At 48.4% G+C, this 15,102-nt stretch carries 12 protein-coding genes; 5 read left to right on the forward strand and 7 right to left on the reverse strand.

The genetic code is table 11. From position 1 onward, the window contains the following. Positions 1-305: 305 nt before the first annotated feature. On the reverse strand, positions 306-2,129 hold the full coding sequence (locus B067_RS0103965) for a cation:proton antiporter (RefSeq protein WP_019528760.1): 1,824 nt from the start codon (positions 2,127-2,129) through the stop codon (positions 306-308). A gap of 61 nt (positions 2,130-2,190) precedes the next feature. Continuing rightward, positions 2,191-3,069, reverse strand: coding sequence for a LysR family transcriptional regulator (locus B067_RS0103970; RefSeq protein ID WP_019528761.1), 879 nt, complete (start codon positions 3,067-3,069; stop codon positions 2,191-2,193). A gap of 215 nt (positions 3,070-3,284) precedes the next feature. Here B067_RS0103970 and B067_RS0103975 point away from each other — a divergent pair, with 215 nt between their 5' ends. The 3 genes from B067_RS0103975 (at position 3,285) to fusA (ending at position 8,103) form a co-directional block, all read left to right on the forward strand. Next, a complete protein-coding gene (locus tag B067_RS0103975) occupies positions 3,285-4,469 on the forward strand; it encodes an acyl-CoA dehydrogenase (protein ID WP_019528762.1) in 1,185 nt (394 codons plus the stop codon). Between the two features lie 102 nt (positions 4,470-4,571). Next, positions 4,572-5,783, forward strand: coding sequence for a CaiB/BaiF CoA transferase family protein (locus B067_RS0103980; RefSeq protein ID WP_026244395.1), 1,212 nt, complete (start codon positions 4,572-4,574; stop codon positions 5,781-5,783). A 235-nt stretch (positions 5,784-6,018) separates the two neighbouring features. After that, the gene (gene fusA / locus B067_RS0103985; protein ID WP_019528764.1) at positions 6,019-8,103 is read left to right on the forward strand and encodes an elongation factor G; all 2,085 of its coding nucleotides are present in this window, start codon (positions 6,019-6,021) and stop codon (positions 8,101-8,103) included. Between the two features lie 188 nt (positions 8,104-8,291). Here fusA and B067_RS21135 read toward each other — a convergent pair whose 3' ends face one another. The 3 genes from B067_RS21135 to glaH all read right to left on the reverse strand — a co-directional run bounded on the left by B067_RS21135 (position 8,292) and on the right by glaH (position 10,912). Next, positions 8,292-8,621, reverse strand: a complete 330-nt coding sequence (locus B067_RS21135; protein WP_019528765.1) for a hypothetical protein — start codon at positions 8,619-8,621, stop codon at positions 8,292-8,294. Positions 8,622-8,695: 74 nt separating this feature from the next. Then, a complete protein-coding gene (gene lhgO / locus B067_RS0103995; protein WP_019528766.1) occupies positions 8,696-9,904 on the reverse strand; it encodes an L-2-hydroxyglutarate oxidase in 1,209 nt (402 codons plus the stop codon). Between the two features lie 51 nt (positions 9,905-9,955). Further along, positions 9,956-10,912 (reverse strand): glutarate dioxygenase GlaH, encoded by a 957-nt coding sequence (gene glaH, locus B067_RS0104000; protein WP_019528767.1) that lies wholly within the window; start codon positions 10,910-10,912, stop codon positions 9,956-9,958. A 180-nt stretch (positions 10,913-11,092) separates the two neighbouring features. Between glaH and csiR the strand changes: the two genes are divergently transcribed. Continuing rightward, entirely contained in the window at positions 11,093-11,803 is a 711-nt protein-coding gene (csiR, locus tag B067_RS0104010) for a DNA-binding transcriptional regulator CsiR (RefSeq protein ID WP_019528769.1), read from the forward strand. Here the strand turns inward: csiR and B067_RS0104015 are convergent. Beyond that, positions 11,800-13,599, reverse strand: coding sequence for a DUF885 domain-containing protein (locus B067_RS0104015; protein ID WP_019528770.1), 1,800 nt, complete (start codon positions 13,597-13,599; stop codon positions 11,800-11,802). The two genes, csiR and B067_RS0104015, sit on opposite strands and share 4 nt — an antisense overlap. A 256-nt stretch (positions 13,600-13,855) precedes the next feature. Between B067_RS0104015 and B067_RS0104020 the strand changes: the two genes are divergently transcribed. Continuing rightward, a complete protein-coding gene (locus B067_RS0104020; protein ID WP_019528771.1) occupies positions 13,856-14,593 on the forward strand; it encodes a substrate-binding periplasmic protein in 738 nt (245 codons plus the stop codon). Positions 14,594-14,622: 29 nt separating this feature from the next. Here the strand turns inward: B067_RS0104020 and B067_RS0104025 are convergent, their stop codons facing one another. Further along, a complete protein-coding gene (locus B067_RS0104025; protein ID WP_019528772.1) occupies positions 14,623-15,099 on the reverse strand; it encodes a nuclear transport factor 2 family protein in 477 nt (158 codons plus the stop codon). Positions 15,100-15,102: the final 3 nt, after the last annotated feature.

Raw genomic sequence — 15,102 nt, forward strand, 5'->3', positions numbered from 1 at the left:
CATCTGTTTAATGCTAGGCCGGTATTTATGGTGGGTATTTTAATGCCCCACTATTCCACATATTATACGTTTGTTCAATAAGAGATATTAAATAACTGTAACTGATGTTACTTACAGAATGACGTGGAACGTAACATACTGTTTCTTAAATAAAAAATAGAGGCCATAAAAGATGGGTTTGTAAATAACTTGTATCAACACCTGCCAGCAATGCCTATTAATTGTACGAACGTTTAGTATTGTGGCGTAAAAATAGGCTTGGCGGCATTGCTGCCGCGGCTCTGGGGATGTGGCTGTAGTGGTTTTTATGCGGTAGCAGCAGGCGCTTTTATAGGCTGCTGTGCTTCGCTGGGTAGTAGGCTGATGAGTTCAACCTGGGCGGGTATGTTATCGCCGTTATCGGCGGTAATGATGCGCACTTTTTCATTTTCTATATAAAGCAGGGGCAGGGCGCTGTCGCCGTAGCTGGCGCGAAAATCAGCATAGCTGTAATTTTCATTGATTTGCGTGCTTTTAATGATCGCGCCTTTTGCCATTAGGGTGGCTAGCTTAGAGTAAGAAACTGCATCGCCAAATAAGCGCAGCCTCTGTAAATAAGATTCAGAAAACTGATGTCTCGCTTGCTTGTTATTAGGGTCTACATTATTAAGGCCAAAGACCTTATCGGCCCCTAAAATATCTTGATAGTGAAAGTTAACTAAGGGGTTGAGCTGGCGATAGGGTGACATGATAAGAACGCGGCCAATCTGCGATAAATCAATTTGCAGCTCAGCATGCTCAGAGGTGGGGTTGCCAAAGTAAATGGGGATGTCATCCATGCGGGCCCGTTTAATATTGTCATAGTTATTGTCCGCTAATATGACGGTAATGTTTTTGCTTATTAACACTTTTGCCAGCGCGCGCGAAAAGGCCGAGGCGCCAAAGATGAGCAATCCCTGAGGGGAGCCGGTTTTTATGCCCAAGGTTTTGGCCCATAGGCCGGCGGTTAAGCTTTGTATGACCACGGTGCCAATAATAATTAAAAATACCAAGGGCACGATTAGATTGGCGTTTGCTATGCCCTGCGCCTCTAGTTTAATGGCGAACAGTGATGAAACCGCCGCGGCCACTATGCCCCTAGGGGCTACCCAGCTTAAAAACCATTTGTCGGGCGCGCTAAGGCCGGTGTTATAACCGCAACACCAAATACTTATGGGGCGCGCAATTAACATTACCACGGCCAGCAGCGCCAGCCCTTCCCAGCCCAAGCTTAATAATGCGGCAGAGTCTAAGCGTGCGGCCAGTAAAATAAACAGCGCGGAAATTAATAACACCGTTAAGGTTTCTTTAAACTCGATAATGTCATCGATATCAACGCCGCGCATATTGGCCAGCCAGATGCCCATCACGGTTACCGATAATAAGCCTGATTCTTCTTGTATGGTGTTAGAGCCTACAAAAACCGCCAGCATAATAGTGAGCACGGCAGTATTTCTTAAATAATGGGGCAGCAGGCGGCTGTTTAGCAGGCGGCCTACCGCGTAGCCGGCAAAGGCTCCCAAGCCAAAGCCCAGCACTAACATATACGCCAAGGCTTGCAATACATGGGTGGCGGGGGTAGAGGCGACGGCCATAAATTCAAAAACCAGAACGGCTAATAAGGCGCCGATAGGATCTATCACTATGCCTTCCCAGCGCAAAATGCTGGCCAGTTCTTTTTTGGGACGCACGCTTCTGAGTAGGGGCACTATCACCGTGGGGCCGGTGACCACGACTAAGGCGCCAAATAAAATGGCCAGCGGCCAGCTGAAATCAAATAAATAGCGGGTGGCCACGCTAATACACAGCCAGGTAATAAGGGTGCCCAAGGTGACTAGCCGAGTGACCATGGCACCGTGATTTTTAATTTCTTTAAAATTGAGGGTAAGTGCACCCTCAAACAGAATTATTGCCACCCCTAAGGAGATAATGGGGAATAGTAGGTCGCCCAATAAGGCATCAGGATTTAAAAAGCCTATGCCTGGCCCCAGCAACAGGCCACACAACAATAAGGGCAGTATGGCTGGCAATCGCAGCGCCCAGCCCAGCCATTGGCATAGCAGTGACAATACGCCTAGCAATGCCAGCATGAGGGTGATGTGTTCTAGCATGAAGTAATCCCTTTAATAAATATGGGCTTGAGCCTGTTTTATATAGTCTGGCAAACAGCGTTTACGTCTGTTTGGCATCTTGGTGTAAAAAATCAAATAGTGCCCGCCCGGCTTTGGGTAGGTAGCGGTTTTTATGGTAGGCCAGCCCCAAGTTTAAAAAGAAAGGCTCTTCAAAGGGTATGCCAACCAAGCCAGGCTCATCGTACAACACTTGTTTTAAGCACACACTAATGCCGCAGTTTTCACGCACGAAATTGAATAGCGGCCGCAGTAAATTAGTCTCTATGCCTACATGCAGTGCGCTGTGCTGTTGCTTGGCCAGTTTTTCTAATTGCTCACGCAGATAATAGCCTTGGCTGTAAATAACTAAGTCGCGTTGAGCAAAGTCAACAAAAGGAATATGTGCTTGTTGGGCAAATTCATCATCCTCTTTGACGCAGATAACGATTTCTTCCCGCATTAAAGGGACGGCCTGCAGGCTGTTAGGCACGGTATCCATATTGACTATGCCTAGGTCTATCTCGCCTTGCGCCAGTAACTCCACCGCACGGCTGGTGCCTTCGCCTAGTAGTTGCAATTTAATACCGGGGTAGCGGTTGCGAAACTTGCTGAGCTTGTCGGGTAAAAAATAAGAGCCCAGCATGGCCGAGGTGCATAGCTTCACCTCACCTACAGTTAACCCCGATAGCTCTGCCATGGCTAAGCGTGCCTGCTGGAATTGGTCCAGTATGCGATTGGCGTGTTCTAGCAATACCTGCCCTTCGGGGGTGAGGCTGATTTTCTTTTCGGCGCGGTCAAACAATTGGCTGTTGAGTTCGCTTTCCAATTTTTTTATCGCAATGCTAACAGCAGGCTGCGCCATATGCAGGGCCTTGGCCGCCTGGGTAAAGCTGAGCTGGCTGGCGACACACTGAAAGATTTGTAATTGACGATTATCCATGGCGTTCTCGTGATATTGGCATATATAAAATATATAGATCAAATATAAAGTATATATTATCGCTTATAGGTTGTTTGGGCTACAGTTTGTACAATTTACAGCGGTATAACATCCGCCGAGCAGGCTCTGCACAATCAGCTAAGGTGAAGAGAGGCGCGGTATTTAGCCAAAACACTAGCCCATAAAACGGCAGAGATTTTCGATAGGAGTCAGGCATGTCTAAGAGTCAATACGGTAAATTTAATTGGGAAGATCCATTCTTGTTGGACGACCTGCTCACTGAAGAAGAGCGCATGGTGCGTGACGTGGCCAGACAATACAGCCAAGAAAAGTTGCTGCCTCGGGTTAGAGAATCCTTTGCTAACGAGCACACCGACTTAGAGATTTTTAAAGAGATGGGTGAATTGGGTTTATTGGGCCCCACCATCGAGGGTTACGGCTGCCCCGGCGTGAGCTACGTGGCTTACGGCTTGATTGCCCGCGAAGTCGAGCGTGTGGATTCTGGCTACCGCTCTATGATGAGCGTGCAGTCTAGCTTGGTGATGCACCCTATCAACGAGTTTGGTACCGAAGCGCAAAAAGAGAAGTACTTACCTAAATTAGCGACAGGCGAGTGGATAGGCTGCTTCGGTTTAACCGAACCTGATCACGGCTCTGACCCCGGCAGCATGATTACCCGCGCTCGCACGGTAGAGGGCGGTTACAGCCTATCCGGCGCAAAAATGTGGATTACCAATTCGCCGGTAGCCGATGTTTTTATTGTGTGGGGCAAAACTGACGACGGAAAAATCCGCGGCTTTATTTTAGACAAAGGCATGAAAGGCCTGTCGGCACCTAAAATTGAAGGTAAGCTAGCGCTGCGCACCTCTATCACCGGTGAAATCGTGATGGACGAAGTGTTCGTCCCCGAAGCAAACTTACTGCCTGGTGTTGAAGGCTTGAAAGGCCCGTTCAGTTGCTTAAACAGCGCTCGTTTAGGCATAGCTTGGGGTGCCTTAGGCGCCGCCGAAGATTGCTGGCATGCCGCCCGTACGTACACCATGGACCGCAAACAGTTTGATCGTCCATTAGCGGCCAACCAGTTAATTCAAAAGAAACTAGCCATCATGCAAACTGATATTTCCTTGGGTTTGATGGGTTGCTGGCGCGCCACGTCTATGAAAGACCAAGGCAAAATGGGTATTGAGCTTATCTCAATGTTGAAGCGCAATAGCTGTCAAAAAGCCTTGGAAGTCGCCCGTGAAGCCCGTGATATGCACGGCGGTAACGGTATTTCTGATGAGTTCCCAGTGATGCGTCATATGGTGAACTTGGAAGTGGTGAATACTTATGAAGGTACATCTGATATTCACGCCTTGATTCTGGGCCGTGCGCAAACAGGCATACAGTCGTTCTTTTAGAATCAGTTCCTAGTTCAAAGTCGCTAGTTCCTAGTGGAAGCACAAGCTACTAGATACTGTTTACTAGCGACTAGCGACTGTCTAACTAGAGACTCACCTACTATGTCCTCACCCCTAAGCGGTTACAAAGTTCTAGACATGAGTCGCGTTTTGGCGGGCCCTTGGGCTGGCCAAACCTTGGCTGATTTGGGTGCCGATGTCATTAAGGTTGAGCGGCCTGGCGAGGGTGACGACACCCGTAAGTGGGGCCCACCCTTTCTTGCCGATAATGAAGGTAACCCCACTTCTGAGTCCGCGTATTACCTCTGCACCAACCGCGGTAAGCGATCGCTCACTCTCGATATTACCTCGCCAGAGGGACAGGCAGTGATTAAAAAGCTGGTTGCCGAGTCGGATGTGTTGCTGGAAAATTATAAGGTCGGTGGCCTGAAAAAATACGGCTTAGATTACGCTAGCCTCAGCGCTATTAACCCGCGCCTGGTGTATTGCTCTATCACCGGCTTTGGCCACACCGGCCCCTATCAAAAACGTGCTGGCTATGACTTTATGATACAAGGCATGGGTGGCTTGATGAGTATTACCGGCGAGCCTGAGGGCGGCCCTTTAAAAGTGGGGGTGGCAGTTACCGATATTTTTACTGGCCTCTATGCCACCATCGCGATACAGGGCGCCCTGCTAGAGCGCCAGCGCTCGGGGCTGGGCCAGCATATAGATATGGCCTTACTGGACTCACAGGTGGCCATGTTGGCCAACCAAGCCAGTAATTACTTGGTGGGTGATATCGTGCCTGGCCGTTTAGGCAATGCCCACCCCAATATTGTGCCCTATCAAGCCTTTGCCACCAGTGATGGCTTTATCATCTTGGCGGTGGGTAACAACAAGCAGTTTGCCAGTTTTTGCGAGCTAGCGGGCAGGCCCGAATTGGCCGAGCAAGCGGAGTATGCAACTAACCAGGCCCGCGTACACAATCGTGAGGCGTTGTGTGCACAGGTAACGGCGTTAGTTGCCCAGCACAGTGAAAGCTACTGGCTGGAGGAGCTAACCGCTAGGGGCGTGCCTTGTGGCCCAGTCAACAGCATCGATAAGGTGATGGCTGACCCACAAGTGCTGGCGCGCGATATGCGCACACGGGTTAAGCATCCGTACAATGACAGCTTGGAACTGGTGGGTAGCCCGATGAAATTAAGCCGCACACCGGTGACTACTGAGCAGCCGCCGCCGTTGCTGGGTGAACACAGCGAAGAAATACTGGCTGAGCTGGGTTATAGTGAGGCAGAGATAGGCGAACTTAGGGCTAAAGGTTTGGTGGATTAGGCGCGGATTACTACGGCTAATCCTTCCCGTCCGCTACGGCGGTTGTTTTTTGTTCAATGAAATCAAAGGCTTGCGCAGGCAAGCCTTTCCTGTTTTGAAAACAAGCACTTAGCGACTCTTTTAGGCTGCCATCGCAGGTAGTGACGGGGTCGTTATGTTGATAATTTTTTCAACAATGCTTGGAAAATCCTGTATACTTCGCCGCAATTTTTCCCCTGACATATTGAGTGACGCAATGGCAGAATTATCACACTACAGAAACATAGGTATCTTCGCACACGTTGATGCGGGTAAGACCACAACGACTGAGCGTATTTTGAAATTGACCGGTAAAATCCACAAAACCGGTGAGGTTCACGACGGTGAATCAACTACTGACTTTATGGAGCAGGAAGCTGAGCGTGGTATAACCATACAGTCAGCAGCGACTACCTGTTTCTGGAAAGACCATCGCTTCAACATCATCGATACCCCAGGGCACGTTGACTTCACTGTAGAAGTTTACCGTTCTTTAAAAGTACTCGATGGCGGTGTAGGTGTGTTCTGTGGTTCTGGTGGTGTAGAGCCACAGTCAGAAACTAACTGGCGCTATGCCAACGACTCAGAAGTTGCCCGTGTTATTTTCGTAAACAAATTAGACCGCTTAGGCGCTGACTTTTTACGTGTTGTTAAACAGGTAGAAAAAGTATTGGGTGCTAACCCGCTGGTTATGACACTGCCTATAGGCACAGAAGACCAATTCGTCGGTGTGGTTGATGTTCTTACTCAAAAAGCATTTATTTGGGATGATTCAGGCCTGCCTGAAAACTATGAAGTTAAAGACGTTCCCGCTGACATGGTTGAACTAGTAGCTGAATACCGTGAGAAGTTAATTGAGACTGCGGTTGAGCAAGACGACGATCTGATGATGTCCTACATGGACGGCGAAGAGATTGCGATAGACGATATCAAGCGTTGCATACGCAAAGGTACCATCGCGCTAGACTTCTTCCCCACTTACTGTGGCTCTGCGTTTAAAAACAAAGGTATACAATTAGTATTGGATGCGGTTGTAGACTACTTGCCTTCGCCTACTGAGGTTGAACCTCAGCCTTTGACTGACGAATTTGGCGAGCCTAACGGTGAATTAGCCTTGGTATCGCTTGATGAGCCTTTACGTGCATTGGCCTTTAAAATAATGGATGACCGCTATGGCGCGTTAACCTTTATCCGTATTTATTCCGGCACCTTGAACAAGGGTGATAGCATCCTTAACTCATTCACCGGTAAAACTGAGCGTGTTGGCCGTATGGTTGAGATGCACGCCGACGAGCGTACCGAGATAAGCTCTGCTCACGCCGGCGACATCATCGCTATTGTGGGTATGAAGAATGTACAAACAGGCCACACTCTGTGTGATCCTAAGCACCCTTGTACTCTAGAGCCTATGATTTTCCCGCAGCCAGTAATTTCTATCGCTGTTGCGCCTAAAGATAAGGCCAGTGTTGAGAAAATGAGTTTGGCGATCGGTAAGATGGTTGCTGAAGATCCCACCTTTATTGTTGAAACTGATGAAGATTCAGGCGAAACCATTCTGAAAGGTATGGGTGAATTACACTTGGATATCAAAGTTGATATCTTAAAGCGTACCTATGGCGTTGAGCTAGATGTAGGTAAGCCACAGGTTGCTTACCGCGAAACTATTACTCAAGAAACTCAAGACAGCTACACCCACAAGAAACAATCGGGTGGTTCTGGTCAGTTCGGTAAAATCGATTATCGCATCAGACCTGGCGAAGTGGGTTCTGGTTTTACTTTTGCGTCTAAGGTTGTGGGTGGTAACGTTCCTAAGGAATTCTTCCCAGCTATCGAGAAAGGCTTTAAGAGCATGATGGGCCAAGGTCCATTAGCGGGCTTCCCGGTATTAGACGTTGAAATTGAATTGTACGACGGTGGCTTCCACGCGGTTGACTCGTCTGCGGTTGCGTTTGAGATTGCTGCTAGAGGTGCTTTCCGTCAAACCATGCCTAAGGCTGGACCACAGTTGATCGAGCCTATCATGGCGGTAGACGTGTTCACGCCTGATGATCACGTAGGTGATGTAATCGGTGACTTAAACCGTCGTCGCGGCATGATTAAAGACCAAGAAGCAGGTGTAACCGGCGTGCGTATTAAAGCTGACGTGCCACTATCAGAAATGTTTGGTTACATCGGTCACTTGCGTACTATTACCTCAGGTCGTGGTCAGTTCTCTATGGAGTTCTCACACTACAACCCTTGTCCAGCAAACGTATCTGAAGAAGTTATCGCTGCTGAAAAAGAAAGACAAGCTAACAAGTAATTCGTTACGGCCTTAGCTAAAACCCCGCTGGTGCAAACCAGCGGGGTTTTTTTATGCTAAAAAATTACGAAGGTGAACTAAAGCAGCGTAACGAATTTAGCGCTATCGCTATAGTTAAAAGTGTATGTTTAAGATATGGGTGATTGAGGTCTAACTGGTAAGGGGAAAAACATTCAAACTGTTGGGTGTTAAGTCTTTAATTTTTTTGCCAATCGGTAGCAATCTATCATGCCCCATAGCCATACCGCAGCTAGCAGCCAGCTTAGTGCGCCCAAGGTTTGCGGCGATATTTGCCCCGGTGTATTGAGTACGGCTTGCTGTATAGCGGTTATATCGATAGCAATTTCGCCATTAACTATACCTTGGCTGATAATATTGGATTTGTAGACGGCTTCTTTAATAAAGACGATGAGTACCGCAATAGTTACTAGCGCAGAGATAACACCCTGTATCGGCTTTTTTAGCAGAAAATAACCAGCGCCAGGGAAAACAAACGCGGAGAGTAGTAGTGGCTTCATTGTGAAAACCTTAATTGTTATAGCATGAGTGATCTAAAAGTATGTTAACAATTAAGGGTTGTCACGGCTATAAACTATGCAGGCAGCTTAGCGACAATGAATTCACCTATAGGAATAGCCGAGGTGGCTGCCGGTGATGGGGCGTTACACACATGCAGGCTACGTGGGCTTTCGGCGAATAAAAAGTCATGTACTAAGCTGCCATCACTTAATACCGCTTGTGCCCGTATGCCGGCGGGGTAGGGCTTTAAATCGGCTAGGGTTAATTGCGGGCAGTATTTTTGTACTAACTTTAAATAGCCGGGTTTCCACCAAGAGTTCCAGGTTTCCACTAAGCCGGTTTTATAATTAGCCTGTAATACTTTCCAAAAGCCTTTAAAGCAAATCATATCCATGACATCGCGTAGGCTGATATTAATTTTGCCATAGCCTTCGCGCTTCCAGCCCTGTACTGCATTGGGGCCTACGGTGACAGAGCCATCGATCATGCGGGTGAGATGCACACCTAAAAACGGTAGCTCAGGGTCGGGGATGGGGTATATTAAATGCTTAACAATATCGTTGTGCTTGGCGGGTAGTTGATAGTATTCGCCGCGAAAGGGAATAATTTGGAAGTCGGTTTCTATACCTAACATGCGCGTGGTGCGGTCGGCCATTAAGCCGGAACAAGTGATTAAAAACCCTGCAGTGATAGTTTTAATCTCGCCGCCGCAGTTCGCCGTTACCCTAATATTGTCAGCGGTTTCCTGTAGGCCGGTCACTTCGGTATTTAATCGCGCTTCACCACCCAGTGCTTGAAACTGCTTAGCCATGGCGATGCTGACGTGTTGGTAGTTGACGATGCCGGTTGTTTTTACAAAGATGGCACCTAGGCCGACTATATTTGGTTCGCGCTCTTTTAACTCTGCTTGTGATAACAGCTCTACGTCTAAGCCATTTTCTTGGCAGCGGGTAAACAGGGCCTGCATGCGCTCAACTTCGGTGTCGTTGGTGGCAACTAGTAGCTTGCCGCATTGTTCTACCTTGATATTATTTGCTGCGCAAAACGTAAGTGTGGCATCCACGCCGCGCTTACAAAAATCGGCTTTTAAGCTGCCGGGGGCATAGTAAACGCCGGCGTGGATAACGCCGCTGTTGTGGCCGGTTTGATGTTTGGCGTACTGATCTTCTTTTTCTAGCAATAGCACTTTTTTGCTGGGGTCGCGCTGCTGCAACTGCATAGCGGTAGCAAGCCCCACGATGCCGCCGCCGATAATAAGGTAATCGTAATCTACGTCGCTCACAGGGCTAGCTCCAAAAAAGTAAAAAAATGGCTATAAGTTTTAAAAAATAGCTTATCGAGTGAAGTGGCCACGCTGTCTTAATAGCTCGCGGCGTAAACCATCATGGGCAACAAACTTGTCGCGGCCGTGTAGCCACATATAGTTTTGTATCACCAGCATAGAGCCTACTTTAACCCGCACGTTAATGCAGTTTTCTTCGCTCTCTAGCGACTCACCCATGGCGTGTAAGTATAAGCCCTGGGCGCGGTTTTGTGGCTCGGCAAATTGGTCTATGTAGGAAAGCTGCGGGTTGCCGTTAACATCTTCATCAATAAATACCGGATGATGAATCTTAGTGGTAACGTTCTTGCTAGGTGGCGCACCCCATTGTATTGCTTGCTTGGCTAGTGGGTGGTGGTAAAACTTATTAAGGTCTTGCCAGTCGTCTAGGTGCAATAGTAGCGAGTCGCCACCTTCCATGTTTTCTTCGGCCATCTTCATCATTAACACAAAGTCGGTTTGTTCGTTAACAAAGGTGCCGTCGTTGTGCAGCTCCATACGACGGTGCGCTTGGCGCAAGTAGCTGTCGCTGTTGTCTTTATTTTCTACAGTGAAGCGGGCGTAGAATTTACCGTACATGGCGTCATGGTTGGGGATACCGCACATATGGGAGATGGCGGTAGACAGCTGTACGTGAAAGTCGCCCTCTTGGTTGGCTTGCTCAGCGTCAGTAGGCTGGCCTTCATATTCTAATAGGAAGCCGCCGGTGTTGCGGTTGCGTAGGGTGGCGTGTAAAAAGGCACCCAAGCTGTAATCGGTGATTTTATCCAGCGCTTCAGCCAAGGCAAAGCGTAGGAAGGGCTTGTACTCCACTGCTTGCACAGACAGGGTTTCACAGCTGCTTTTAAAGGTTTTAACGGTTGCGGCGCTTAGTGTTACCACTTGCAGGCGTTCGCTGGCGGGGTAGGGAGCTATGGTAAAGCCGATGGGGCTAACGGAAGCAGGTTGTTGTATGGCTAATGCGTTCATGGCTTTCTCCTGGTGTTCATGTGGCCTACCGCTAGGCATATAAATTGTGCTGGCGGGTAGTTGCGATCAATAATGTCGACATTATTGATTAATGTCAACAAAAATGTAAGCCGGAGTAATTTAACTTTTGTGTCGAATAAGCCTAAAATGGCCGCTAGCCTAATAATGATGAGAATTTGCATGCCTACCGTTGCCCAATACGCTACTACAGCGCCCGAAAATTCAGACAATTACGCCTCTCAGGTATTAGGTCAATTAAAAAAAGATATTCTCAATGGCTATTTTGGCCCCGGTGAAAAGCTGAAAATGGCTACCTTAAAAGAACGCTATCAAGTGGGTGTCAGTCCCCTGCGTGAGGCACTCTCACAGCTATTGGTAGAACAACTAGTGGTGGTAGAGAATCAACGTGGTTTTAGGGTGCACCCTATCTCGTTGGCAGAGATGAAGGATATTTATGATACCCGTGCCCAGATTGAGGCGCTGTGTGTAAGGCAGGCCATAGCGCGCGGGGATGATAATTGGGAGGCAGCAATTGTGGCGGCTTCCCACCGGTTGAATAAATCGGGGGAATTATTAGCAAAGGCGGCGGATGACGTGCAGGAGTGGGAGTTGCGCCATCAGGCTTTTCACACGGCTATAGCCAGCGGCTGTGGCTCGGGCACTTTGATGCAGGTGCGCAGATCGTTATACGAAAAAGCCTCGCGCTACCGCAACCTGTGGCTTAACCAGAATATGTCTGAGCGCAGCGTCTACCACGCCAACCGCCAAGAGCACGATGAGCTGGTGGCGGCGTTATTACAGCGTGATAGCGAGGCGGCCATTGACTTGATTAGCCAGCACTTGCTGCGTCCCAGCCAATTATTACAGCAAGCTGAGCCTAGCTTGTTTTAATGTGCTGGGCCTAGCTGTTTGGCGATATAGCTATCTACTAGCGTTTCCAGCACCGTTAATGGCACGGCGCCGTTAAGCAGCAGTACATCGTGATACTCGCGGATATCAAAACGTTCCCCTAAGGCCAGCCGGGCTTTTTCCCGCAGCTCAATAATTTTTAACATGCCTATTTTGTAGGCGGTGGCCTGTGAGGGCATGACGATATGGCGCTCCACCATTTTAACCGCGTCGGCTAAGGCGTTGGGGGTGTTGTTGGCGTAGTAATCTATGCCTTGTTGCCTGGTCCAGCGCTTAGCGTGTATGCCGGTGTCTACCACTAGGCGGCAGGCGCGCCACAACTCCATCGCTAGGCGGCCGAAGTCGGCGTAAGGGTCTTGGTATAGGCCTAGCTCTTTGGGCAGCATTTCGGCATATAAACCCCAGCCTTCGGTATAGGCGGTATAGCCTTCAAATTTACGAAACTTAGGTAGGCTGTCCATTTCTTGCTTAATGGCTATTTGCATATGGTGGCCGGGTATACCCTCGTGATAGGCCAGTGCCGCCATTTGATAGTTGGGCATAGAGGCCATGTCATGCAGGTTGGCGTAATAGATGCCGGGTCGCGAACCGTCGGGTGCGGGCATTTGGTAAAAGGCCTTGCCGGCAGACTTTTCTCTAAAGATTTCCACTCGCTTAACTTTTAGCGGGGCCTTGGGTAGGGTTAAAAATAATTGCTCTAAACGGCCGGCCATATCATCAATAAGCGCAGTGGCTTCGGTTAAATATTGTTGCCGGCCCAGCATAGTACTAGGGTAATAAAATTGTGGGTCGTCACGCATAAACGTGAAAAAATCTTGTAGGCTGCCGTTAAATTTTAGCCGCTGCATAATCGCACGCATCTCGTCGTGTATGCGTGCTACTTCTTGTAATCCTAGGGTATGAATTTGATCTGCCGTTAACGTAGTCGTGGTAGTACGGGCTAAGGCATTATTATAAAACGCTTCACCCTCGGGTAGCTTCCATACCCCTGCGCGGCTATCAGATTTTTGCTGCAGTATTTGTAAGTGGGCTCTGAGTTGTTGGTAGCCGGGTTGTAACTGGGTGAGCAGTGCCTGCTTAAGTTGCTTAAGCAGTGCCGTGGCTTCAGTGCCGTCCAACTTTAGTGGCTTGAGCTTGCTGCTGAAGTCAGCTAGCAGGGCACTGTCTTCGCCCTCGCTAAAGGGCTGGCCGCTTATTAAGTTTTTGGCGTCGCGTATAACATGGGGGAAGACAAAGCTAGGGGGGATAATGCCCTTAGCCTCCCTGATTTTTAATTGCTCTATCAGTTGTGCCAGTAAATGCTGGCTGGCTGCAACCCTGGCGATATAATCTAAGGCCTCTTTCCGGTTAGCGATGCTGTGTTGGTTAATTAAAAACGCAGGTATTTCAGAATGGGTACCAAACATTTGATTAACCGGATAGCTGTGATGGCGCCATGGATAATCGGTAATTTGGTTTTGCAGGTTTAGGCTCAGTAGTTGATGGCTAAGTAGGGCCTGTGGCGTTAGTTGCGTGGTATCAATGGTTGCCAAACGTTGTAGGTTTTTTTTGGCATGATTGACTTCGGCCAGTAAAAATTGCTCCGATATATCGTTCCACTTATTGTAATCTTTTTTGATGCCTAAATAGGTTTGCCATACCGGATCGCGGTCTACCGCCTCGTCATAAATAGCGTCGTAGAGCTGCATCGCGCGCTCGGATTCGCTTATCGCATAGGCTGGGCTGGTTAAGATACTGCCGATGATTAACATGGCCGTTAGCAGGCGTGATACAAGCATAAATCGTCCTAATAGAGTTTGCGCTTACGGGTGAATACAGCGAGTAGCGCTACCATGATAGTGCGTATCAGGCGCAGAAGGCTAGGCCGTAACCCATCAACGTTTACTATTAAATAACGCGATAATCCTAAATACGCCGGCTAGCCAGCCCTTTACCCCAATAGGGGCATATAAGGTAAAAAGGGGTATTAAACTACGGATAAAAAACGTACAGTTTAGCACTGAGTCCCTTAATCGATAATAAATAGGCCGTGTAATGAAATATCGTCGCTATCTAACACTACTCTTTTTAAGCTGTCTGCAAAGCTTAAGTTTTGCTGCTGGGCAGATTGTGGTTGCTACCGATATATGGGAGGACTTTAGTAATCCCGATGGCAGTGGTTATTACACCGATATACTCAAAGCAATATATGAACCACGTGGTATTAAAGTAGTGGTTAAGTATGTGCCTTATAAGCGCTCGGTTGAAATGATGCAGAGTGATAAAGCAGATGTGGTGCTGGGGGTTTATAAGAGTGAAAATCTACCCGGTAGCTATGCCGATCAGCCCTTAGAAATGGATGTGGTGGATGCGGCGATAAGCCCAGCTTTAGCTGCCACTTGGAGTGGCTTAGAGTCTTTGGCCGATAAAAAAGTAGGCGCGGTGCTAGGCAATGATTTTAATGAATTTGTGCCGGTGAGCATACAGTACAAGGAGCTTTCTAAGCTCAAATCCTTGGTGAAAATGCTTAACCACCAGCGCATAGACGCGATACTGGATTATGAGGCCGATATACAGCGTGAATTACAACTCTCGGGTGAGGCCGCAAACTTTGAAATTAAATTAGGGGTAATCAAAACCCCTAGTTTTGCGGTATTTACTAAAAGCAGCCACGGCCAAGCAATGCTGGCCATCTTTAATGAAGAATTTATCAAGCTGCATCAAAGCGGCAAATTAAAAGAGTTGTTAATGAATAATACCGGTAGCCTTGAGGGCTATCCGGTATTGGAATAAACGCGCCTATCACCGACTACTTTTATCCACTACAAGCCCAGCTCCGATAAGCCGGGGTGGCTCTCGGGCCTTGGCCCTAAAGGCCAGTGAAATTTGCGCTGCTGTTCGGTGATGGCCACATCATTAATGCTCGCATGGCGGGCAGCCATTAAGCCCTGCTTATCAAACTGCCAGTTTTCATTGCCGTGGCTGCGGTACCACTGGCCAGCCTCATCCTGCCACTCATAAACAAAACGCACCGCTATACGGTCGTCGGTGTGGCACCATACTTCTTTAATCAAACGATACTCTAATTCCTTAGCCCATTTGCGTTGTAAAAAGGCAATGATTTGCTCGCGGCCCTGAATAAACTCCGAGCGATTGCGCCACTGGGAATCCGCTGTATAGGCCATGGCAATAGCCTCAGGGTTTTGCGTATTCCAAGCATCTTCGGCTTTGCGGGCTTTGATTACCGCGTCTTCATGGTTAAAGGGGGGAAGTGGCGGCCGTGCTTCTGAGTTACTCATATA

This window comes from Dasania marina DSM 21967, assembly GCF_000373485.1.
In the GTDB taxonomy this organism is placed as follows: domain Bacteria; phylum Pseudomonadota; class Gammaproteobacteria; order Pseudomonadales; family Dasaniaceae; genus Dasania; species Dasania marina.